The sequence below is a fragment of the Flavobacterium calami genome (genome assembly GCF_038290035.1).
GTDB lineage: Bacteria > Bacteroidota > Bacteroidia > Flavobacteriales > Flavobacteriaceae > Flavobacterium > Flavobacterium calami.
Map to the genome: position 1 here is coordinate 1 of NZ_JBBYHS010000025.1, position 25,224 is coordinate 25,224.

The 25,224-nt window shown below is 37.8% G+C and carries 10 protein-coding genes and 1 pseudogene; 10 read left to right on the plus strand and 1 reads right to left on the minus strand.

Annotated features, from left to right (window positions below; translation table 11 throughout):
* Positions 1-571: 571 nt before the first annotated feature.
* Positions 572-4,906, plus strand: a complete 4,335-nt coding sequence (locus tag AAEO57_RS19060; RefSeq protein WP_341694626.1) for a two-component regulator propeller domain-containing protein — start codon at positions 572-574, stop codon at positions 4,904-4,906.
* Between the two features lie 236 nt (positions 4,907-5,142).
* Here the strand turns inward: AAEO57_RS19060 and AAEO57_RS19065 are convergent.
* Positions 5,143-5,459: pseudogene (locus AAEO57_RS19065) on the minus strand (GIY-YIG nuclease family protein).
* A gap of 607 nt (positions 5,460-6,066) precedes the next feature.
* Between AAEO57_RS19065 and AAEO57_RS19070 the strand changes: the two are divergent.
* From AAEO57_RS19070 to AAEO57_RS19110, 9 genes are all read left to right on the plus strand, one after another.
* Positions 6,067-6,882, plus strand: a complete 816-nt coding sequence (locus tag AAEO57_RS19070) for a hypothetical protein (protein ID WP_341694627.1) — start codon at positions 6,067-6,069, stop codon at positions 6,880-6,882.
* Between the two features lie 82 nt (positions 6,883-6,964).
* Positions 6,965-10,174, plus strand: coding sequence for a SusC/RagA family TonB-linked outer membrane protein (locus AAEO57_RS19075; RefSeq protein ID WP_341694628.1), 3,210 nt, complete (start codon positions 6,965-6,967; stop codon positions 10,172-10,174).
* A gap of 20 nt (positions 10,175-10,194) precedes the next feature.
* Entirely contained in the window at positions 10,195-12,090 is a 1,896-nt protein-coding gene (locus AAEO57_RS19080) for a RagB/SusD family nutrient uptake outer membrane protein (protein ID WP_341694629.1), read from the plus strand.
* 12 nt (positions 12,091-12,102) lie between these two features.
* Positions 12,103-13,776, plus strand: a complete 1,674-nt coding sequence (locus AAEO57_RS19085; RefSeq protein WP_341694630.1) for a DUF5123 domain-containing protein — start codon at positions 12,103-12,105, stop codon at positions 13,774-13,776.
* A 180-nt stretch (positions 13,777-13,956) separates the two neighbouring features.
* Positions 13,957-15,609, plus strand: coding sequence for a glycoside hydrolase family 43 protein (locus AAEO57_RS19090; protein ID WP_341694631.1), 1,653 nt, complete (start codon positions 13,957-13,959; stop codon positions 15,607-15,609).
* A gap of 115 nt (positions 15,610-15,724) precedes the next feature.
* Positions 15,725-16,951, plus strand: coding sequence for a glycoside hydrolase family 88/105 protein (locus tag AAEO57_RS19095; RefSeq protein WP_341694632.1), 1,227 nt, complete (start codon positions 15,725-15,727; stop codon positions 16,949-16,951).
* Between the two features lie 310 nt (positions 16,952-17,261).
* Positions 17,262-18,956 carry a glycoside hydrolase family 28 protein gene (locus AAEO57_RS19100; protein WP_341694633.1) on the plus strand — a complete coding sequence of 565 codons (1,695 nt, stop codon included), beginning with the start codon at positions 17,262-17,264 and terminating at the stop codon, positions 18,954-18,956.
* Between the two features lie 342 nt (positions 18,957-19,298).
* Entirely contained in the window at positions 19,299-22,514 is a 3,216-nt protein-coding gene (locus tag AAEO57_RS19105; RefSeq protein WP_341694634.1) for a pectinesterase family protein, read from the plus strand.
* Positions 22,515-22,524: 10 nt separating this feature from the next.
* Positions 22,525-25,107 carry a carbohydrate-binding protein gene (locus tag AAEO57_RS19110; protein ID WP_341694635.1) on the plus strand — a complete coding sequence of 861 codons (2,583 nt, stop codon included), beginning with the start codon at positions 22,525-22,527 and terminating at the stop codon, positions 25,105-25,107.
* Positions 25,108-25,224 lie beyond the last annotated feature (117 nt).

Here is a 25,224-nt window from a genome sequence, read left to right on the forward strand (position 1 = left end):
AAAAATTGATATAATTTTGTCTTTACAAAGCATTGGTTCTGTTTATTGGTTCGCAAAACAAATTTACTTAACCTCTGCTTTGTGTTTTTTATGCTTTGCAAACTAGCAACTTGAATTAATTAAAAGTAATTGATTTGATATTAAATCTTTTTGATGTTGTTTATTAAAATTGATTTAACACATAGAAACATAGTGTTTTTAGTTTAAATAAAGATTATAAAAAAGAAATATGTTTCTTCACAAATAGCTATGTGTATTTGAATTTAGTGAAACGCCTTTTTTTAGTTTACAAAATCTATGTTTCTATGTGTTTAATAATCTCTCTTAATAATTTTGAATAACCAATTACTTTTCTGTCACAAAATTAGATGTTTCTATTTTTCAGCTTGGGATAAATCGCTATTTGAAGGATGTTATAAAGCTTGTATTGTGTTTTTAATTTATATTGAAAACATGAAATGGGGACAAATAACTATTTAAAGGGTGGTATTTCACTACTGACAGGGTGTATTTTAGGTTCCGAAGAGAATTTTGATATTTTTGTGTTCTGCTTACGCTAATAAAAATTTAAATGTTGAAACGAAACCTGATTTTTATCTTTTTTTATTTGAGCTGTGCCTTGTGTATCGCTCAGCCATCCGGTATTCTGACCCATTTTTCACACGATGTCAAGTTGAGTCAGTCCCGTATTCTGGATATTCAGCAGGATAAAAAAGGATTTATCTGGCTGGGAACTTTTAACGGGCTAATTCGTTATGACGGAAGTACTTTTCAGAAATTCAGGGTAGAACAAAAGGATTCTTTAAATTTAATTTCAAACAGGGTTTCTAAATTTAAGTTTGACAATAACGGACGCATCTGGATTCAGTCTGAGCAAAATAATGTGTATTATTTCGACAGACATAACCTAAGTTTTCATTATCCGCTTGAGGGGAAATCGGCTTCGGAGAATGATTTTGAAAAGTTCAAAGTAATGCCTTCCGGAAGAGTATGGCTTTTTCCGCAGCATAAAAAGCATCTGATTGTTTTTGAAACTAATAAAAAAGTTCGAAAAATCATTTTTGACCCAACAAAACATTCGGGTAAAGTTCACGATGTTTTTGAAGATACTTTAGGAATAACCTGGATTTTGACAGATAATGGTATCTGCAGATTAAAGAAAGGAAGTGCAGAACCGGAATATTTCTTTGTGAATATGGCCGGACAGCCCGGAAAATCATGTTCGTATATTTCTTTTATGGAAACCAAAGAAGATATATGGTTTGGTGGCGCCCGAGGAAAACTTACTCGTTACTCTAAAAAAACAAGTACTTTTTTCGACTTTAACCTAAATGTACAACAAGATATTGTTCAGGCAGAACTTGTCGCAGGAAGCAAGATACTGTTGGTTTCACGAGGAAATGACTTTTATTTTTATGATACCAAAACAGGTAAGCTGGATGTTTACAACAGCAAAACATTAGCCGGTTTTCCGGGCAAGAAAATTAATTATCTGGGATCAACACGTTCGCGTTATTTTTGGTTTGAGGTTTTTGGATCAGGTGTATACCAATTTGATTTGGTAACCACAACAGCAAAACACATGAAAGTAGATTCAGGGGATCCTTCTACTGTCGGAGTCGAAAGGAAAAGTTTTCTTCTTACTTCACCTGACGGAACAGTGTGGATTCAGTCTAACAACGAACCGTTTGCTTACTGGGACGAAAAACAAAATAAATTATGTTCGATAATTCGCTGTATACGGGAATCCAGAGAGACAGTATCGGATGTGATGCATACTGCCATGTTTGACCGTTTAGGAAACTTGTGGTTCTGCTCTTATAAACAGGGATTAGACCTGATTACTTTTAGCAATAATAATTTTTCAACATTAAATCTGAATTCATCAGATAACGGACATAAACACAATGTCAGAAGTTTGATGACAGATAATAAAGGAAATATCTGGGTCGCCAGCCGCACCGAAAAAATTACCCTCTTCAACGCTCAAAAAAAGAGAGTTGGTGTGTTGGGGGCAGATGGAACATTGTCTCCTTCCGGTCCGGGCTGGGGGGCAGATGTCTACAGCATGTTACAGGATACCAAAGGCAGGATTTGGGTAGGAACACGAGGAAATGGTCTGTTTTGTCTCCTGCCTGGTGTGCAGCCTTTTAGTTATAAAGTAATCCATTATAAATACGATAAAAAGAACCGTTACGGTATAAACTCCGATAATATTTTTAAAATTTTTCAGGCATCAACCGGTCAGATTTATGTGGCGACATGGGGTGGCGGAATCAATCTCATTCGGGAGTCAGATAAAGGACCTCAATTTATTAATTATAACAACGAGCTAAAAAACTATCCGATAAAAACGGCTGATAAAGTTCGTTCGATAGTCGAAAGTAAAGACCATAAATTGTTTTTTATTTCCTCTTATAAATTATTTTCATTTCCTGGCGGAAATATAAATGCAGGAAAACTGCCCTTTAAAGAATACCCACAGGTTTCGGGCAACGACATTTTGGATGTGCTGATAACCAATGATAATCTGATAGCGCTGGCGACGAATGGAAAAGGTTTGATATTAACTGCAGTAGATAAAAAAGATCAGCTGAAGGTAAAGTCAGTATGGAATGAGACGATTGTTTTTCCGGTTGAAGGAGTTGTCTCTATGCAGGAGGATAAAGCTGGCAAAATTTGGCTAATGAGCGATAATCAGGTGGTACGGTTTGATCCTAAAAGAAATACTGCCGAAACTTTCCCTGAACTAAAATCGCTTATTGGTACAGAAATATTTTCGGAAGCGACAAAATGCCGTCTTGCCAATGGTGAAATTGTGGTAGGGTATTCAAACGGAGCGATTTATTTTAAACCAGAAGCCATTAAACCGTTTGATTTTAAGCCTTATCTGGCAATATCCGGATTTTGGGTTAATAATAAAGAATTACACGAAATAAACCCTGATACGCCAAAGAACCCTGATTTGCTTGAAGAAGTTACGCTGAAGCATGACCAGAATTTTTTCAGAATTCAAATTTCAGCTCTGGATTATCTTAAGAGTGAAAGCATTGTGTATCGCTATAAATTGGAAGGGATCGACAAACAATGGAATTATATCAAAGGCGGACAGTCTATTAATTATACCAATTTGGGCAGGGGAGAATATACACTTTTGGTATCTTCTACCAATGGACACAATTTATGGGCAAATAATCAAAGGCAAATAAAAATTACGATTCGCCCTTCTGTCTGGGGGACAAATTTTGCTTATTTCTGTTATCTGTTACTGGCTATTGGCTTGTTTATCTTAATTCGTCGTGCTATTTTAACCATTTTAAAACTACGTAATGATGTAGAACTGCAAAAGCAAATGGGAGAGTTAAAACTGAAATTCTTTACCGATATTTCGCATGAAATCCGTACTCCGCTTACTATGATTACGGCCCCTTTGGAGCAAATGCTTTCAGATGATACTATTAAAGATTCTGTAAAGAGTCAGCTTCGTGTGATTGAAAAAAACAGTAATAAGCTGCTTAATCTGGTAAGTCAGATTTTAGATTTGAGAAGGATTCAGGACAGAAAACTGGTTGTAAGTGAGGTAAATTTAGGTGAGTTTGCTACTAAAATGTGTGAAAATTTCATCGAAATGAGTATTCAGCGTGACGTACAGTTAAAGGTAAATGTTAGTGCTGTAAATTCAAAAATATGGGCAGATCCGGACAGTCTGGATAAAATTTTAGTCAATCTGCTTTCTAATGCTTTCAAATATTGCAATAAAGGAGATACGATTGAGGTATTGATTGAGGAATCTGAAAAACATGTTTGTTTAAAGGTGGCAGATAACGGTCCCGGAATTAACCCGCTGCTCCAAAAACGATTGTTTGTACGTTTCTCCAATTATAATGAAAATCCACATAACCCAAGTACCGGAATTGGTCTTTCTATTGTAAAGGATCTTATAGATAAACACGGTGCAGATATATCTGTTGAGAGTACACCCGGTAAAGGAAGCTGTTTCCGGATTGAGTTCTTAAAAGGATACAAACATTTTACTGATGATGTCGATATTTTACTGGAGGAAACCGATGAATATAGACAGGAAGAAGTAAAAATTGAAACCGAACCTGATTCTGTACTGTTTGAAGAAGAAGTAAGAGAAATGCCGGTTGGTCTTATTGTAGAAGATGACCCGGAATTGAGAGCGTTTATCGTATCAGTTTTAGAAAAGGAATACACCATTTATATAGCAGAAAATGGTGCCGAAGGATATATAAAAGCCAAAGAGCTATCTCCAGATTTTATTATCAGCGATATTATGATGCCGGAAACAGACGGTATAGAAATGCTCAAATTAATTCGTGATAATTTTGCTGTCAGCCATGTTCCGGTTATTCTGCTTAGCGCAAAATCATCCATAGAAAGCAAACTGGAAGGAATGGAATATGGCGCTGATGACTATATCACAAAGCCTTTTAATGTGAGTTTTTTAAAGGCAAGGGTAAAAAATGTCCTGCAGCAGCGCCTTCGTTTGCAGCGTTTGTACTCTACAGGTAATATCACTGAAATTGTCGAAGAGGAACCATTGCAAATTTCTAATAAGGACAATAAATTCATGGTTCAGGTAATCAAGTTAGTAAAGGAAAATATGTCTAAAACAGATTTTTCTGTTGATGAGTTAGGCAGGTTGATGTGCATGTCACGTGCGAGTTTCTTTAATAAACTGAAACATATTACCGGTGTTTCCCCAGTCGTGTTTATTCGCGACATGCGACTGAATGAAGCTGCGGAGCTGATCAAAAATGAAGATTTACTGATAAAAGAAATTTGTTTTGAAGTCGGTTTCAATGACCTGAAATATTTCGGAAAGTGTTTTAGGGCAAAATTCAATCAGACTCCGGCTGAGTATAGGAGACAGTTTCGTTAAAAATTCAAATATTTAAGGCAGATATTGTAAAAAGGGGCTTCGACTCCGCTCAGCCTGACAGTGAGATATCTTTTGTAATTTATTCGAGTGTCATCCTGAGTCCATTCGGCTTCGCTCAGGATAAACTTAGTCGAAGGCACGTTTAGTTCTAATTTTGTTTGTACTAACTTATTTGAATGGCTTCGACTACGTTCGGGCTAATTAATTCGAGTGTCAACCTGAGCGGAGTCGAAGGCTTATTTACCACTATAATTTCTATGAGCCGTTTCATTTAAACATACTGAAAGTCTTTTCAGATCTTCCCATTTGTCATTGATTATAGCTTCCTTCTTTTTCCTACTCCATCCTTTTACTTGTTTTTCAAACGAGATGGCTTGGTTTACTTCATTGAATTCAGTATAAAAGACTAATTCTAATGGTCTCTTGTCAAAAGTATAGCTCTTTATTTAGTCCTAAATTATGTTCGTTTAATCTTCTTTCTAAATTATTTGTCATTCCGGTGTAATAACTAATCATCAGAACATTTTAAAATGTAGACATAATATTGTTTCATTTGAAAAGGTTTTTTAAAAGATTTCTATTTACTAAAAGTAAGAAAAATACTTAAAAAAAATAGAACAACCACATTCTGTATTTTACTTTTTAATTGAATAAAACCTAGTGGTGGCAATTGGAACGGGGTTTCGACTCCGCTCAGCCTGACAGTGAGATAACTATTGTAATTGATTTGGGTGTCATCCTGAGTCCATTCGGCTTCGCTCAGGATAAACTTAGTCGAAGGATTTTATAGTTTGAATAGGACTTCGACTCCGCTCAGTCTGACAAAAGTACCTAAAGTAGTTATTAGGTAAATCTATTTTTATTTCTGCTTATTTTTTTAAACTATGTAAAAAATATCTTAAATAATTATTGATTCTTTAGGGGAGGTAGTCTGAATTAGTGATTTAACCCTCTTCGAAAAGCAATATTTACACCCAATTCAGATTCTCTCTGTTTAGTTTTGTCCCATAAACCTTTAAGTTTTAACTAATTCTTAACTAACCATTAAAACCAAACTTTATGAGACAAACAGACATTTTTAATCTACTAGATAAGGTCGTGCAGAAACTCACCTGTACCGGGCAAAAGGGAAGCAGTTTTCATTTTTAAATTATACGAATATGAAAAAAATGAAAAGCCTGATACCCGGAGCATTATTGCTTCTTTTTATGATGGGGTCCTGTTCAAGTGACGAAATGAAATATGAACCTTCAGTTGTAAGAGATTATGCGCTTCAGCTGAATGGTACTCCCTGGAATATAAATGTAGGGATATCTACAAGACCTATTTTTATTTATAAAGAGAACGGCGATTATTTTGGTAATTACAGTTCGCTTTATCGTTTTGCCCTTGAGAAAGGAAGCTACAAGTTTATTGCATCAGATATTCCTGCAGAAATGGTTCTTTTACCAGTAAATCTAAATGATTTTGTTGTTCCTCAGTCAGTCAATGCCGATCAAAAAGTAAACTTATCAGCTGTGGTTCCTTACGCAACGCCATTTGAGGAAAAGCTTAATTTGAACATTCTTACCAGAACAGGGACATTACGTCTGAAGTCAAAAGACATTGTAGCTGATCCAAGCTATGCCGTCATAAAAACTACAGTTTCTGTAAAACGCAACGGATATAAAGTTTCTGATGAAACATTTATAAAAGGAGATATGTCGGTTTCCAGATCTAAGAAAACGACCACAGGAGGAATTAACTACTTAGATGATTTTATTGTATTTCAGACTGATGAAGCAGCGAATAATGTAACTATTCGTATTGAGTTTATGACTGCCGATTTGGTTGTGGTAAAAACAAAAGAATTTGAAGGCTCTTTTCCAATTTTAGGAAATGGGGTTACTAACATCGATTTTAACCTTAATGATCCGGATACGCCAATCATTAAAGATTATGTAGTAACCATTAATGGAGTTGTACAGACCAAATAAATAAAATCAAATGATGAACAGATTTGAAAACAAATCTAAATCAAAATAAAATATAGTAGTTATGATGATAAAAAAACATATCATGAGTACGTTAATCGTCTTCTTTTTTGCGGTTGGCGGTTATGCTCAGGAAACTGTGACGGGAGTGGTGAGAGATAAAATGGGCTCTATTCCCGGTGCAACAATTATGGTAAAGAATGAAAAATCAAATACCACCAGTGATTTTGACGGAAAATTTTCTATCAAAGTAGCCAACCCTAAAACGGCTGTTTTGGTGGTTAAGTTTATTGGTCTGGAAGATATAACGGTGCCTTTAAACGGACGCACTTCGGGAATTGACATTGAAATGAAGGAATCGACCAGTGAACTGAACGAAGTAGTGGTAATTGGTTACGGTACGCAAAAACGTGCAAACCTGACGGGAGCCGTTTCGAGTATAAAAGGAACAGTGTTAGAAAAAGTTCCAACCAGTTCTGTGGCTGAAGCGTTGGTAGGTAGAATGCCGGGTGTTCAGATTACTTCTGCTGATGGTTCTCCGGGTTCTGAAATCATGATACGAGTTCGTGGAGGAGGTTCTATTACACAGGACAATTCACCTTTAATTTTGGTTGATGGATTTGAAGTTGCCAGTCTAAATGATATTCCGCCAACAGACGTAGAATCGGTAGAGGTATTAAAAGATGCTGCAGCAACTGCTATTTACGGTGCCCGTGGTGCTAACGGGGTTATTTTGGTTACTACAAAAAATCCTAAAGTAGGAAGGGTTTCAGTAAATATTAACAGCTATATGCAAATAAAAACATTAGCGAACCGTCTGGATGTAATGGATCCGTATGAGTATGTTATGATGCAATATGAATACGAAAAAGGAAGAACCTCAAATCCAACAGCTTTTTACAACCGCTACGGACAGGCCAATGAAATGTATATTTATAAAGGTGATGCTGGTACTGACTGGCAGGACGAAATTTTTGGTACTAACCCGATTACTAAATACCTTGATTTTAGTATGAATGGAGGTAACGAAAAAACCAAATTTAAGTTTTCGGTAACCAATCAGGATCAGCCTGGTGTATTGGTAGGAACAGGTTTAAAACAGACCAACATGAACCTTACACTTAATACAAAATTGTCTGATAAATTTACTTTTGAATTTCAGTCCCGTTTCATAAACAAGACAATTGATGGATCTGGTACAGAGGGGGTAAGTCTGCTAAATGCAATACGTCAGGCACCTACAATGGGTTTACAGGATTATATGACATTACCAGAAGATGATACTTATTTTGATCCGGAAGATTATGAACCTGTTCCACGTATGAATCCGATACAGGAAGCTGAAAGAAATTATCGTGAGCGTACCGCACGTACATTCAATACAGTTGGAGCATTGACATGGAATATAATGAAAGGATTAAGTCTTCGCAGTTCATTTGGTTTTGAATACCAGTATGAAGAAGACGGCCGTTTTTGGGGTTTAAAAACTAAAAGAGCAAATGAGAATGGCGGTCTGCCATTAGTGGGCTGGCAAATGACCCAAAGTCCTCGCACACAATTGAACAACGTGTTAAGTTATAACTTTAAAATCAATACAATTCACGATTTCCAAACGATGTTGGGTCAGGAAATGAAGGATCAGAGAAGCTTTAGTAAAACGTATACCACCCGTTATTTTCCTGAAAACATAACAGCAGAAAAGGCATTAGATAATCTTGCTTTAGGAACTCCTTGGGGGAATACCTCAAAAGAAGGGTCACCTAATAAAATTTCATCATTCTTTGGTCGTGTCAATTATGGTTATGATGACAGATACCTTGCCACATTTACACTTCGTGCAGACGGTTCGACAAAGTTCGGTCCGGAAAATCGCTGGGGAATTTTTCCTGCCGGAGCATTTGCCTGGAGAATATCAAATGAAAAATTCTTAAAGGAGAGTACAACTGTTTCCAATTTAAAATTGCGTTTGAGTTATGGAGTTTCGGGTAATGACCGAATTGATGGCGATTTGTATGCCAAATATTATGGTGTTTCGCAAGACAGATCAGTTGGCTGGGGAGAGAAAAGTCATAACTACTACAATTTTTATAATCCTGAAGGCAAGAATGTAACGTATTTAAACAATCCTAATATAAAATGGGAGACAACTTATACAGCTAACATAGGTGTTGATTTTGGCTTTTTTAAAGAACGTCTAACGGGTAATATCGAATTTTACCAAAACACGGTAAAAGATTTGTTAGTGCCTTCTGATATTCCGGGAGCATCAGGATTTAGTAAAATTATGACCAATGTGGGACAGACATCCAACAAAGGAGTTGAGTTTGCTATTAATGCTATTTTGGTTCAGAAAAAAGATTTTCATCTGGATGTAAATTTCAATATTGGATATAATAAAAATAAAATTGACGCCCTTTCAAGCGGAGAGAATGAATGGATCCTTAGTTCAGGATGGGCAGGAACGCAACTATTAAATGATGATGATTATCGGGCTTATGTAGGCGGTTCAAAAGGTCTGATTTATGGTTTTGTGAATGATGGTTTTTACACCATGGACGATTTCGAGTCATTTGATCCATTAACAAAAACATGGAAACTCAAAGAAGGTGTGGCCAACTCCAAAAACCTGTCGGGTGATCCGCGTCCGGGAAATGCTAAATTTAAAAAGCTGACACCTGTTGACTCATCAGATTCAAATACGTATGTAATTGGTGCAAACGACAGAAAAGTGATTGGTGATACAAACCCTAAATATTCAGGAGGTTTTGGACTGAATGCCGTATGGAAAAATTTTGATTTTAATACTTTCTTCAACTTCGTATCTGGGTTTGATGTTTTCAATGCCAACAAAGTTAGAATGACTTCCTGGTGGGAAAATAACCAAAATAATTTAGGGATGGAAGTAGGACTGGAAAACCGTTGGAGAAACTTTGATGATATGGGGAACGATCTTCGTTACTCACCGGAACTTTTGGCCGATTTCAATAAAAATGCGACGATGTGGAACCCAACTTCAATCGGTCGTCCTATTGCTTCGTCTTATGCTGTTGAAGATGGTTCTTTTTTACGACTGAATACACTTTCTATAGGATATACGATTCCGATAGATGTATCCAAAAAATTAATATTTAACAAAGTTCGTTTGTATGTAACCGGTACTAATTTATATGTATGGACGAATTATTCAGGCTATGACCCGGAAGTTAATCTGGCAACAGGATTGACCCCGAATATTGATAACGATAAGTATCCAAGAACAAGAAACTACACATTTGGAGCTCAGCTGTCATTTTAATTAAATCAAATTTTAAAATCATGAATAAAAAGATATTATTAAGTATGCTATGTAGTTTCGCTCTGTGTTTTACAGCTTGCGATGATTATTTAGATGTACATCCGGCAACCGGTTTTACTGAAGATGAAGTTTTTAGTTCTGAAACGGAAATACAATCTGCACTTGCAGGGATATATACACTTATGCTGACAGACGATGCGTATTCTAATCGTCTTGCCTTTGTTTTTAATCCAAATACAGATGTAGAGATGGCGGCGGTGAGTACTACTGCGGTGAATGTTAACGGCTCTGATATTGCCTGTTTTGAACCGAAACCGTATTGGACAACCCTGAACGCTACATGGAATGCCATGTACAAAATTATCAATGGGGCGAATGATATTATTGAAGGAATTGAAGGTTCTGATCTTTATAAAACAGCCAGCAAAACTGAGCCTTCAAAAATTACACAAATGTACGGAGAGGCTAAAACAATCCGTGCTATGATCTATTTGGATATGATCCGTATTTGGGGAGATGTGGTGTTTCGTACTAAATCATCAACCGGTGATGAAGATTTTAGAGTAGGAGTTACAGACAGAAATAAAATTCTTGAATTTTTAATAGACGACTTAAAATCGGTAGAGCCATTAATGCAATATGCAAGTGCAGTGGAGTATGGTACAGAGCGTGCCACAAGAAGTTTTAACCAGGGATTGATTGGTTTACTTGCCCTGACACGAGGAGGATGGGCTTTGCGTCCGGATAGTGATCCGGCGAGTATTGGACACATGGTTCGTGGAGAAAACCATGAATTGTATTATGATATTGCTATCCAGTATTTAGGTAAAGTAATTAATGAAGGACAGCATGACCTCAAATTAAGCTACCGTAATTTTTGGGTTACACAAAACAATTGGGTAACACCGGATACTGATGATGTCATGTTTTCATTACCATTATTAAAATCTATTTCAGGAGAATATGGTTATGCTATAGGTATTCCGATTACAGAAGGAACTCACCCTTACGGAAGCGCTTCCGGAAGTCTTAATTTAGCAGGAACCTATTTGTTTTCATTTGACAGTAAAGATTTGAGACGTGATGTTACCTGCGCACCTTATTCGTATGATGCAACTCTAAAACAGGTAATTCGTCTCGACTTAGCTAAGCTTGCTGTTGGAAAGTGGTCAAAACTTTATGGAGACCCACAAGGAAGTACAAGTCAGAAAGGAACCGGTGTCAACTATCCATGGATGCGTTTTGCAGATGTATTATTGATGTATGCAGAAGCAGTAAACGAACGTTTTGGGCCTCGTCAGGATGCTCAGGAAGCTTTAAAAAGAGTACGCCGCAGAGCATTCAGCGCGGCAGACTGGGCTACAAAAGTAGATGGTTATGTGGCTTCAAAATCAAATCCGGATCTGTTTTTTCAGGCCATTATGGATGAACGTGCCTGGGAATTTGGAGGAGAAAGCAAGCGTAAGTTTGATTTAGCCCGCTGGAATAAATACAGCGAGGTGATCTACAACCAATACAACAAATTTGTAAACTGGGGTAAAGTAGCCAATGGTGCTTATGTTCCTGGTGTAGACAATGTTCCGGGAAGTGTATTTTGGAAAGAGATTCCGAATCCGGATGCTAATAACCCAAGCAAAACAATTTTGGATATTAAAGGAATTGATCCGGTTATACAGTCGAAACCGGCAGGTTATACAGAAACCATTTTTGCAACAAAGTGGTATGCTTTAAACAATGACACTCAGGCTTATGAGCCAAACAACGAGGTGAAGTGGAGTTTTAGAGGTTTCATCAATTTTAATAATGCGTCCAGTAAATCTCCAAATGACCCATTACGTTATTTATGTCCTTATCCTTCTAAAGTGATTTCGGATCATCGAGGGGCTATTCAGAATTATTATGGTTTTAACTATTAAATTGAATTACAAATGAAAAATTCAAAAAGAGCGATTTATATTTTATCATTCCTCAGCATGATTTTGCTGGGAGGAATGTTAAACTCCTGCCAGCAGGACGAGTTTGCGTATGCAAAGGTCGGAGATTTGTTTCAGCCTAAGATTATGGACATCTCTCTCTCTGATACCAGTACCCCTACTTTAGTTAAAGGTAATTCTATAGCTTTAGTATGGTATAAAGTAAATGATGCTGTTTCTTATACTGTAGAATTGCATTTAGATAATTACTATAACAGTCTTTTTAAAACGTATACGATTACAGATACACAACTTTTGATGGATGATATTCCGTACAAAACACAGTTTTATATCAGGGTTCGTTCGAATAGCGCTGATCCTAAATTCAATTCGCAATGGGCTTATACAAATGCCCTTACAGAAGAGCGTCCGGCGTATGCTCATATATTACAACCTGTAGAGAAGTTTAACATCACAGAAACTGAAGTAACCGTAAACTGGACAGTAGATGCTGCTAACCCTGTAGACAGTATTGCTGTTGCGCCGGCACAGTCTAAGGAAATTCCGGCTATAGGACGTAAATTGACTCAGACAGAAATAAGTCTTGGACAGGCTAAAATTGAAGGTCTGGAAAAAAGTACAGCCTACAATGTAAATGTGTATGATACTAAGAAGCCACGTGTTTATGACAGACCATACAATCAGGAAAGTTTCCGTTCGGCAGGACCAGCACCAGGACAAATTTTGGTTATGAAAGGGGATGATTTAGATGCATTGTTGAAAAAAAATAATGCCGATGCAACAATTCCGGAAGGAACAGTATATTTCCTTGAAGCAGGTTCATTATTCAAGATTACGCCATTTACGATTTCAAAAGGGTTTAAACTTACAGGTGGTACAGAAGGAGCAAAACCTCAAATTGAGATGAACGGAAACTGGAATATCGCCGAAGGGGCATTATTAAACAAATTAGAGTTTGAAAACATTCGCTTTTATCAGACTATTGATGCCAGTTATTTCTTTAATAGCGGAACTTCATGGAAAATTGATGAAGTTATCATTTACAATTGCGACTTTAATAATTTCAAACGTGGTTTCTGGAGACATCAGGGAAGCGGAAAATACAAAGAAGTAGGAAATTTTGAGATGACTTATTGTACTCTGGATGAGGTTGGAGGTCATTCCGGAACCTATGGTACTTTTGTACTTGGTTCTGCCGGAGCTGACAATTTCAAAAAAGCCGTTTTCAAAAATTGTACGTTTATGAGAGACTATTATGGGACAACCAATAATACATACAACTTTAAAAACCTGTTTGATTATGGCGATTCAGCTTATCCGATTTATTTGGAATACACCAATATAACGATTTATGATTATGCGTATAACCGTTCCTTAATTAATCTTAAAAACGCAGCCGGATCTACTTTGATATTCAGGAATGTATTATTAGCTTCTGCTTGTGGTAAATTAATTAATGCAATTGCTGCAGGAAGTACAACTACATACAGCAACAATTACACCACTACAGATTATCTGTTAGGGCCTTCAAGCATGCAGGGAACTGCCTTAGGAATAAGTGCACAAAACCTGTTCGTGAATCCAAAAGGAGGAGATTTAACAATTAAAGATGCCAATTCACCTATCGTTACCAACAAGGTAGGAGATACCAGATGGCTTCCTAAATAAATATTGTTGGTTAATTAATTAGTAAAAAAAGAAGTATCCGGTAAAGGGTACTTCTTTTTAACTGTTCTTTCTAAATGCTGATCGCAGCAGTTCTATTTGTCTAAAAAAAAGCCCAATGTTTTCTGCTTCAAAAAAACAATAGAACTCAGATTTAGTAACATCTTGATTAAATATAATAAAATGAAATTAAAACGATTATTACTGTCCATAGGTTTGACAGTCTGTACGCTTGGGGCAAATGCCCAGGGCTGGAATGCCGATTTAGGAAACGGAAAATACAAGAATCCGATTTTACATGTAGACTATTCTGATCCCGATTTATGTGCCGGGGAGGATGGTTACTACATGACGGCTTCGAGTTTCAATAGTGCTCCGGGACTTCCTGTTCTGCATTCAAAAGATTTGGTAAACTGGCAGTTGATTGGATACGCATTGCAAAATCAGTTTCCTGTAGAACATTATCGTACCGTGCGTCACGGCGATGGTGTCTGGGCTCCTGCAATTCGTTATCATAAAGGAGAATATTATATTTATTGGGGTGATCCTGACTTCGGAATTTATATGGTCAAAACCAAAGATCCTTCGGGAACCTGGGATGAACCTGTTTTGGTAAAAGAAGCCAAGGGAATTATTGATACCTGTCCGTTTTGGGATGAGGACGGAAAGGCTTATTTGTCTTATGCTTTTGCAGGCAGCCGTGCCAATGTAAAAACGGTTTTGATGATGTCTGAAATGGCACCGGATGGTACTAAACTAATCGGCAACCCGGCGATGGTTTTTGACGGGCATAACGGTCATACAACTGTTGAAGGAAGCAAAATGTACAAACGTGATGGCTACTACTGGGTTATGGCTCCAGCAGGAGGTGTGAAACCGGGATGGCAGCTGGCGATGCGTTCTAAAAACGTCTGGGGACCTTATGAATCTAAAATTGTTTTGCATCAGGGCGACACGAAAATGAACGGGCCTCATCAGGGTGGATACGTGGAGACTCCAAACGGAGACGGATGGTTTATACATTTTCAGGACCGATGGGCTTACGGACGTATCGTGAATCTGCAGCCTGTTACCTGGAAAGACGGCTGGCCAATTATGGGCAAAGACACCAACAAAGACGGAATAGGGGAACCGGTGATGGAATGGACAAAACCAAATGTGGGTAAAAACTATCCTGCGACTCCTTTGATTTCTTCGGATGAATTCAATAGCCATCAATTAGGATTGCAATGGCAATGGCAGGCGAATCAAAATCCCGGTGGACATTGGGGATGGTCATCTGCTAATCTGGGATTTCTGCGTCTGAACTGTATTCCCCGCCCGGCGGATATGAAAACAATGTGGATGATGCCGAACTTGTTATTACAGAAATTTCCGGGAGACAATTTTACAGCAACGACAAAATTAACTTTCGAAAATAATCCGGATGCTAAAGAATCAGGTACAGGTTTAATTGTTTTTGGAGAAGATTACGCTTACATCGCTATTGAACAGACTAAGGAAGGTAAATTAAGATTGGTTCAGCGCTTAATGAAAAATGCCAGAACTTCTAAAGATATGGAAACTGAAATTGCATCTGTGCCTATTGACAAAAAAGAAATTTTCTTCCGTTCCAAAGTTGAAATGCTGCAAAACAAAGAGCCTTTTGATGCTAAGGTTACTTTTTATTACAGTACCGACGGAAAAGATTTCAAAGCATTTGGAAAACCGTTTACACCGCGTGCTGGTCGTTGGGTTGGAGCAAAAATTGGACTTTTTGCAACCGGAACAGCGTCTGTCAGTGACAGCAGCTATGCCAATTATGACTGGTTTAGGGTAGAAGACAACAATAAGTAATAAAACTTGATGTAATAAAAATGTGTCAGGCTGAGCGGAGTCGAAGCCCATTCTTATAAAACATAGTATTTTTAAAGTTTCAATTAATTGAGACTTAACAAGTAAGCAATAAGTAATGACAAAAAAAATTAAATACGGTTTTCTCTCTTTGTTTGTCTGCCATCTGGCTTCATTTGGGCAATCAAAATCTAAAAGCGATTTTGAAGGAGTTTCACCAATTGAATGGTCAAAAAAAATGGCAGATTCTGATCAAAAAAGAGTTCCAAATCCGGTATTTCTGGATGGTGTAAAATTTCCAAAATGGAACTACACCAACGGCTTGGTAACACTGGCAAATCAGCAACTTTATGAGTATACCAAAGAACAAAAGTATTGGGATTACGGACTTACTTACGCAGATCAGCTGATTGATAAGGAAGGAAAAATTCTGGGAGGCTACGAACTGGAAAAATACAGTCTCGACCTGATAAACTCCGGAAAAATACTTTTTGAAATTTATAAAAACACAGGTGAGGAACGCTATAAAAAAGCGATGGATACACTTCACAAACAGTTAGAAGGCCACCCAAGAAATTCTGACGGAGGGTATTGGCACAAGAAAAGCTACCCATGGCAGATGTGGCTAGACGGGGTTTACATGGCCGATCCGTTTTCTGCAGAATATGGAGCGGTTTTTAATGTTCCGAAAGCAGTTGATGATGCTATTTTACAGGCAGAACTGATTCAGAAACATACTTTTGATACCAAAACAGGTCTGAATTTCCATGGTTATGATGAAAAGAAACAACAGTTCTGGGCAAATAAAGAAACGGGACGTTCCTCTCACGTATGGGGACGAGCGCAAGGCTGGTACTGCATGGCTTTGGTCGATATTTTAGATTTTGTTCCAAAAGACCATCCTAAGCGCAAAGAGCTGATAAAGATGGTTCAAAAAGTCTTCGAAGCGGTTCTGCGTGCTCAGGAAAAAGATTCAGGAGTCTGGTGGCAGGTGATGGATCAGCCGGAACGAAAAGGCAATTATCTGGAATCAACCTGTTCGACCATGTTTGTTTATTCTTTTGCGAAAGCCTACCGAAATGGATACGTAGGTAAAGCTTATCTGAAATCTGCAAAAACAGGTTTTAACGGAATTCTTAAACAGTTCATTAAAGAAAATCCTGACGGAACAATTTCAATTACAAAATGCTGTGCTGTTGCCGGATTAGGAGGCAAGAATCCTCAGGATCGTGACGGCTCATTCGAATATTATCTTTCAGAACCTATCAGGGATGATGATGCCAAAGCGGTCGGTCCGTTTATTATGGCAGGCATCGAACTGCAAAAGATTCTGGATAAAAAATAAAAAGAAGAACTGAAGAATTTAATACATAAAATATAATCTTAGATAGACTATGATGTTCAGTGTGCTACAATTAACAGTTTTAAAAATCCGCTAAATCTGCGTGAAAATAAGGATCGCAGATTTTACAGATTTGGGAGATAAAATGAATTAGCAGTTTCAATTACAAAGAGATTTTATTTTCATCAGTTTACATAGTCTTTACTATGTGAACAGGGAGGTCTTTTTTTGTAATTCTAAATAGAAAAGAGAAAAAAACAAAGATATTAATGAGTTCTTATGTAGTGTATTAACTCTTAAATAGTACAAAAAAATGGTAAATATTAAAACAATTTTACTGGTCTGTGCGGGAATGTTTGCAACGGTTTCCTGCAGTAATAAAACAGTTCATGTTGCGGGAAATACAGCTAAACCTAAAAGTACTGTATCAATTGCAACGCTTCCTTTTAAAATGCCGGAAGTACAGCTTCCAAAGTTTAAAGCGGATACGCTGAATATCCTGGATTTCGGGGCTATTCCAAATACAGAACAGCTTTGTACAAAAGCAGTTAATGAGGCGATTAAAAAATGTTCAGAGTCGGGGGGAGGTGTAGTGGTTATTCCTCCTGGCTTATGGACTACCGGTCCCATACAGCTAAAAAACAATGTGAATCTGCATGCCAAAAATGGTGCTTACGTTTTGTTTACAAGCGATTTAAGTCAATACAAATTAATCGACTCTTATTTTGAAGGAAATAAAGTACTTCGATGTGAGTCGCCTATAATGGGGATTAATCTGGAAAATATAGCGATTACCGGAGAAGGAATATTTGACGGAAACGGCTCTAAATGGAGACCAGTGAAAATTAGCAAAATGACTACCGAACAATGGAAAACGTTAGTGAATTCAGGTGGTGTGCTATCAAAAGACGGCAAAACCTGGTATCCGTCTGAAGGGTCACGTATAGGGAATGAAGAAAAAGACAAACTTCCTAAAAATGCGACTCCAGAAAATATGGAACCATACAAACAAGCACTTCGTCCGGTAATGGTGAGCCTTGTGAATTGTAAAAAACTGCTTTTGGACGGGGTGACTTTTCAAAATTCTCCTGCATGGAATGTCAATCCGCTGATGTGCGAAAACGTAACGTTGAGCAACCTGACCGTCCGTAATCCCTGGTATTCGCAAAACGGAGACGGACTGGATTTAGAATCCTGTAGAATCGGAACCGTAACCAACTGCCGTTTTGATGTGGGTGACGATGCTATTTGCCTAAAATCAGGTAAAGATCAGGAAGGACGTGACCGCGGAAAACCAACTGAATTATTTACCATCACCAATTGTGTGGTGTATCACGGACATGGCGGATTTGTAATTGGCAGCGAAATGTCGGGCGGAGTACGTAATATTTTTGTAAAAGACCTCACCTTCATCGGTACAGACTGCGGACTGCGCTTTAAATCGGTTCGTGGCCGTGGTGGTGTGGTCGAAAATATCTGGATGGAAGATATTAAGATGAGCAATATTCCGAACGATGCTATCAATTTTAACCTCTATTATTTTAGTAAAACAGCCTCCGAAGATCCGCTTACCGGCGAAATGATTGTAGATAAAATTCCTGTTTCAGAAACGACACCTGCTTTCAAAAACATGTATTTCAAAAATATTTATGTTGATGGTGCTCAGCAGGCAATAAAGATCATGGGAATTCCCGAAATGCCTGTAGAAAATATTCAGTTTAAAAATATGGTGCTTCGCTCAGATGCCGGAATTCAGGTTAATTATGTTTCGAACATAGAATTTGACAATGTCGATCTGAAGCTTAAAAAATCAGGTTTTGCGGCAAGACTTACCAATGGTCAGAAAATCAATTTCAAAGGGTTTAATTCAACAGGAGAAAATCAGGTGTTTTTAGTTGGAGGAACTACCACGAAAGAGGTAAATCTGAATATGAAAAACAAAAAATTAAACGATAAAGATTTAAAAATCCTTGAATCAATTAAAGATGAGGTAAAAGTAACGGAGTAAAAGAGTGATTAGTGATTAGTCCTTAGCGATTAGCTCTTAGTCCTTAGTCCTTAGTGATTAGTGAAGAATAAAGAGTAAAGAGTAAAGAGTAAAGAGTAAAGAATAAAGAGTAAAGAATAAAGAGTAAAGAGTAAAGAGTAAAGAGTAAAGAGTAAAGAGTAAAGAATAAAGAGTAAAGAATAAAGAGTAAAGAATAAAGAGTAAAGAGTAAAGAGTAAAGAGTAAAGAGTAAAGAGTAAAGAGTAAAGAGTAAAGAGTAAAGAGTAAAGAGTAAAGAACTAATCACTAAGGACTAAGGACTAATCACCAATCACTAATAACTAACCATCTAACCAAACCAAAATGAAAAAACAATTACTATTATTTCTGTTGCTGTTTTTCACAGTAGCAGGATTTTCGCAAACCGTTCAGCGGATTGAAGCAGAAAGTTATAATTTGAATTCGGGCGCAAAGTCAGAAAATAATGCAGCGCTTTCGGGAGGAAAAAATGTAGGGTATATTAAAAACAATACCTGGATTGCTTTCACCGGACATGTATTTAATCAGTACGACACTAATTTTAATGTGGCAGCATCCGGAGCAACTGGAGGAACCATAGAGTTTCGATTAGGTTCTGCTACCGGAACTTTAATTGGAACAGCAACTGTTAGCGGCTCTACAGGATTCAGCGATTACAAAATGTTCTCGGCTGCCATTACACCTACAACCGGTACATATGATTTATATCTGGTTTTTAAGCATCCGACTAATACAGGTTATCTTTTCAATATAGATTATCTGGAAAAAGTTACCAATGTTCCGGGAGCCGTTACGTATAGTTTGGCAACTAATGTTAGTCCGGCTTCATCAGGGACAATTACTTTAAATCCGGCGGGGACCAATTTTAACGATGGAACAGCCATTACATTAACGGCAAATAAAAACTTCGGATATAATTTTACAAGATGGGTAGATGGTAATGGAAATCCTGTTTCAACAGCCAATCCATATACTTTTACCATTAATTCTAATACTACTCTTGTTGCCGAATATGCAGCAGTCGATACTTATATTTTGAGTGTAAACGTGAACGGAGCTTACGGATTGGGAGATTATTCTATTTCTCCTGCCGGAAAAGACGGTGCATTTTCGGTTTACGAAAAAGGAACAAACGTTACGATAACAGCCCTTGAAAATGATATTGTCAAATTCAGCAATTGGTCGAATGGCTCAACGGCAATTAGTATTCCGGTGACAATGAATGCGAATACTAGCGTTACGGGAACTTATGATAATGTATCGTTTATCGCAGGCTGGACCTTCAAAACCGATCAATACGCACACCCAAGGGTAGCCGAATTGTATTCCAGTACTGACAACAGGCCACAATTATTTGCTTATAATATTGCAGACAATATTGTTACTCCTAATGTAAGGATTTTAAACAGAGGCGGAAAAAATGGAGTAGGTGTATGGAACACAATTAGAGGTGATTTTTTCTACTTTATGACCTCTTTTTCAACTATTGGATATAAAAATATAAATGTTTCGTCCGGACTTATCGGGTACTACTATGGCTGTGATGAATGGACTTTACAATATTCGCTTGACGGTGTAAACTTTGTAAATCTATCGAATCTGACTACAATCAATACAGGCTCAGTTACACCAATTGGAGGAATCCTGCCAGTTGAGGCAGAAGGAAAAGCAAAGGTATATCTGAGATGGTTTCCGAATGTTGCCGGCTCAAAACACGGAAGCGCAACTGATGTAACGGCTACGGTATTATCAAATGTGATCGTTAAAGCAGATGAAATCCCTGTTTTAGACAATACAGCACCAATAATTTTGTCGAGCATTCCTGAAAGTGCTGCAAACTCAGCCAGTGCCAGTGGAAATATCATTCTTAATTACGATGAAAAAGTAAAATTAGGTACCGGACAGGCAATCCTTAACGGGAAAAATTTAACTGCTGAGTTTGTAAACAAAACAGTGAAATTCAGCTATTTCGGATTAGAGTACAACACGCAATATACTTTCACTTTACCAGCAGGTTTTGTGACTGATCTTTCAGGTAATAATGCTCCGGCGGTTAACCTGACTTTCAAAACTATGGTAAAACCAGTTCCTGCTAAGCGTGCTTTCGATTTAATTGTTGATGCGAATGCAACAGCAGATCAGGTAACTTCAGGTAAATATGTGAAAACCATTGCTGAAGCATTCACCAAAGCACCTTCTAATTCCTCAACAAGATTTCTGGTACTGATTACAAACGGAACTTATAATCTGGGTGGAGATGGTACAAACCCACAGGGAATTGTGTTACAGCTTCCGTCAGGGAAAAATAATGTGTCATTGATTGCACAGTCAAAAGACAAAGTGATTCTTCAGGGAAATCCTGGATGGGGAATCAAGAATGCGGTTCTTTCGATTGAAGCCAATGATTTATACATGGAAAATATTACGATAGAGCACAAAGACGGAATTACCACATCGGGTCAGAGACCTGCATTGAACCCAGCCGGAGACCGAAATGTATATAACGGAATCAGACTTCGAAGCAAACAGGATACCCAGGTTACAGGCGGAAACAGAAGTTTTTACTACAAATCAATCATTGAAGGCGATGTGGATTTTATCTGCGGAGGCGGGACACACTGGTTTGAAGAGTGTAAACTGGTTTCTGTAGCAAGCGGTTATTTAGTAGCACCAAATCATACTGCTGATGTTCAGTATGGTTATATTTTTAATAACAACACCATTACAGCAGCTACCAGTTATTATTTAGGCCGTCCATGGCAAAATGCACCAAGAGCAGTTTACCTGAATACAACAATGGTAAACGAGCCAAACACTCAGGGCTGGGCGAGCATGGGAACTTTACCTGCACTTTTTGCCGAATATAATAGTGTAAATTCAAACGGAGTAGCCATCAATACCAGCAACAGAACCAACGTATTTTCAGTAAGTGGTGTTAATCAGACAGGAAATTATAATCCGGTGTTGACCAAAGCACAGGCAGATCAATATACTATAGAGAATGTTTTGAGTGGTACTGACAAATGGGATCCTCGTTTGGTAGTAGAACAAATTGCAGCACCTTCGAATCTTACTTTTACAGGAAACAATACCCTGAAATGGGACAATAACCAGTATGCGATTTGTTACGTGGTGAGTAAAGCCGGGAAGATAATCGACATTACAACCAATGCAACTTATGTAGACAATGCTGCAACTGCTGGTACGCATGAATACACGGTACAGGCAGTGAATGAGTATGGAGGATTAAGTGTTGCAAGTACTATTAGTGCTACGTTGGGATTAGGCGATATAAACGAATCTAATTCGGTTACTGCTTATCCAATGCCAACAAAAGATATTGTAAACCTGACATTGCCAGAAGGAATTGGAAGTCTGAATTATGAAGTGTATTCTGTTCAGGGACAAAAAGTTAAAAAAGGGATATTAGAAACTACAGTTCGTTCAATAGATTTAAGCGTATTGAATTCTGGCCTTTACATTATTAATATAAAAAATGATGCAGGAGCGGTTTATAAAGTAAAAGTGATTAAAAACTAAAAAGCTAAAGATGAAAAAACAATTTTTTATTTCCTTGTTGCTGATGCTATCTTCAGCAATAGGTTTTTCGCAAACTACCCAACGGCTGGAAGCTGAAAATTATAGTACTTTTAATGGAGTCTCCATAGAAACGAATGCTGCTCTTTCCGGAGGTAAGAATATCGGAAATTGTAAAAACGGATACTGGATCAGATTTGCAGGACATGTCTTTAATCAATATGATACCCGTTTTGATATCGCAGCAGCCAGCAGAACACAAACCGGATCACCAACATTAGGTACTCTGGCCGGGATTGTTGAAATAAGAATAGACGCAGTGAATGGTTCCCTAATTGGAACAGCCAACATTAATACAACTTCAACAGGAAACTGGACAACCTATCAAACTTTTTCTGCTCCGATATCCCAAACAACAGGTACCCATGATTTGTATTTTGTATTTAAACCAGTCACCGGAAATAACTATGTAGGTAATTTTGATTATTTTGAAAAAGTGACCGATAACGCTAATGTTGCCATCTATACTTTGACAACCAATGCAAGTCCTGCTTCAGGAGGGAGTATTACTTCTGCTACGCCGGGAACTCAGTTTGTTGATGGAACTTCAATTACCCTGACGGCAACTCCTAACTTTGGTTATAACTTTGTGCGATGGACAGATGGTAATGGAAGTCCAGTTTCAACAGCTAATCCGGTTACTTTCAATATTGCATCAAATGTCACTTATATAGCAGAATTTAAAACGGCTAACACGTATACCATATCGTATCAAAATTCAGTTGACGGATCAGTCTTAACAGGATTGACTCCAGCAACCTATACAGAAGGAATTCCGGTAACGCTGCCTGTTCCAACTGCAATTGGTTACACATTCTACGGATGGTCAACATCATTGACAGTACCCAATACGATTAAAAAAACGGAAACTACAACTACAGGAAATCAGGTTTTTTACGCCTTTTGGGGTTCAACAGGAGGAAATACTAAAGATACTCCTGCCTTTCCCGGAGCCGAAGGTTATGGTAAATATGTTACCGGTGGCCGTGGCGGAAAGCTTATTTATGTGACCAATTTAAATGATTCAGGTCCAGGTTCACTAAGGGATGCTATTAATCAGTCAGGTCCGAGAATTGTTGTTTTTAAGGTATCGGGAACAATCAAACTGGAAAGCGAGTTAGGTATCACAGATAATATTACCATTGCAGGACAAACAGCTCCGGGTGGAGGTATTACGCTGAGAGATTATAACGTAAAAGTAAGAGGAAACAACGTCATTATTCGTTATTTACGTTTTAGAATGGGAGACGAAAAAAATGTAGAGAACGATGCATTGGGAGGACGTTTTCAAAAAAATATTATAGTAGATCACTGTTCGATGAGCTGGTCAACAGACGAATGTGTTTCTTTTTATCAGAATGAAAATTTTACGCTTCAATGGTGTATTATTTCAGAGAGTCTTCGAAATTCGGTTCATGATAAAGGAGCTCATGGATATGGTGGCGTATGGGGAGGAAAAAATGCTTCGTTCCATCACAACCTGTTGGCACATCATGACAGTCGTAACCCGAGATTGGGAGAATATGCAAACGATCCTTTTGCTTTAACCGATTTAGTGGATATACGTAATAATGTGATATACAACTGGGGAGGCAACAGCTGTTATGGCGGGGATGCCATGAATGTTAACCTGGTAAACAATTACTGGAAACCGGGCCCTGGAACTTCTAATTCTACTAAAGAGCGTATTTTGTCAACCGGAAGAAGTCTGGATACGACATCACCATTGTACGGAATCTGGGGGAAATATTATGTAGACGGAAATTACGTAAACGGATCCACAAGAGCTACTCAGGACAACTGGACGTATGGTGTATTTAATCAGTTTCATGGCAGCCAGTTACCGGTAACCGAAGCGAATAAAGACGAATTAAAAATTGAAACACCTCATGCACCTGGAGAAATAACGACTCATACTGCCGTAAAGGCGTATGAACTGGTTTTGGATCATGCCGGAGCTAATTTGTTCAGGGATGCAGTGGATGCCAGAGCAGTTGCCGATACGCGATCCGGAACAGCATCTATCATGAATGGCGGTAACGGAAGTACAAACGGATATATCGATACTCAAACAGCTGCCGGAGGATGGCCGTTATTGCCAACTGAAGCAGCGCCTGTGGATACAGACGGAGACGGAATGCCGGATGCATGGGAAACGGAAAAAGGCCTAAATCCTTCCGTTGCCACAGACGGTAATCTAAAAACACTTGATGCAGGATATACCAACATTGAGGTGTACATCAATAATATTGTAAAACAACTAACAGACAGTCAAAACGGTTCTTTGGGTGTCAATGAGTATTCGAAAAAGAATGATTTATTTTATGCTTATCCAACTGTGGGTAAAAATAAAATAACCCTGAAATCAGCTGTAGATTATGATACGGTATCAATAATTAATCTTGCCGGGCAGGTTGTAAAGAAAGTGGAAACAACGAGTACAGAAACTACTATTTCAGTGAGTGATCTGACTGATGGGGTTTACATTATAAAAAGCCAGAAGACAGGAAGATCAACCAAAATAATTGTTAAATAAGTTTTGAAAAGGGGACTGAAGTTTGAAACTTTGTCCCCTTTTTTCAAGACCTTTAGCTATTTCAATATTTATTAAAACAAAACCCCGAATCCATTACCGAATTATACAAATGAAATT

Coding starts and splice junctions, on each gene's coding strand:
- AAEO57_RS19110 (WP_341694635.1), top strand. CDS start 22,525: ATGAAAAAACAATTTTTTATTTCCTTGTTGCTGATGCTATCTTCAGCA.
- AAEO57_RS19080 (WP_341694629.1), top strand. CDS start 10,195: ATGAATAAAAAGATATTATTAAGTATGCTATGTAGTTTCGCTCTGTGT.
- AAEO57_RS19075 (WP_341694628.1), top strand. CDS start 6,965: ATGAGTACGTTAATCGTCTTCTTTTTTGCGGTTGGCGGTTATGCTCAG.
- AAEO57_RS19105 (WP_341694634.1), top strand. CDS start 19,299: ATGAAAAAACAATTACTATTATTTCTGTTGCTGTTTTTCACAGTAGCA.
- AAEO57_RS19100 (WP_341694633.1), top strand. CDS start 17,262: ATGGTAAATATTAAAACAATTTTACTGGTCTGTGCGGGAATGTTTGCA.
- AAEO57_RS19095 (WP_341694632.1), top strand. CDS start 15,725: ATGACAAAAAAAATTAAATACGGTTTTCTCTCTTTGTTTGTCTGCCAT.
- AAEO57_RS19060 (WP_341694626.1), top strand. CDS start 572: ATGTTGAAACGAAACCTGATTTTTATCTTTTTTTATTTGAGCTGTGCC.
- AAEO57_RS19070 (WP_341694627.1), top strand. CDS start 6,067: ATGAAAAAAATGAAAAGCCTGATACCCGGAGCATTATTGCTTCTTTTT.
- AAEO57_RS19085 (WP_341694630.1), top strand. CDS start 12,103: ATGAAAAATTCAAAAAGAGCGATTTATATTTTATCATTCCTCAGCATG.
- AAEO57_RS19090 (WP_341694631.1), top strand. CDS start 13,957: ATGAAATTAAAACGATTATTACTGTCCATAGGTTTGACAGTCTGTACG.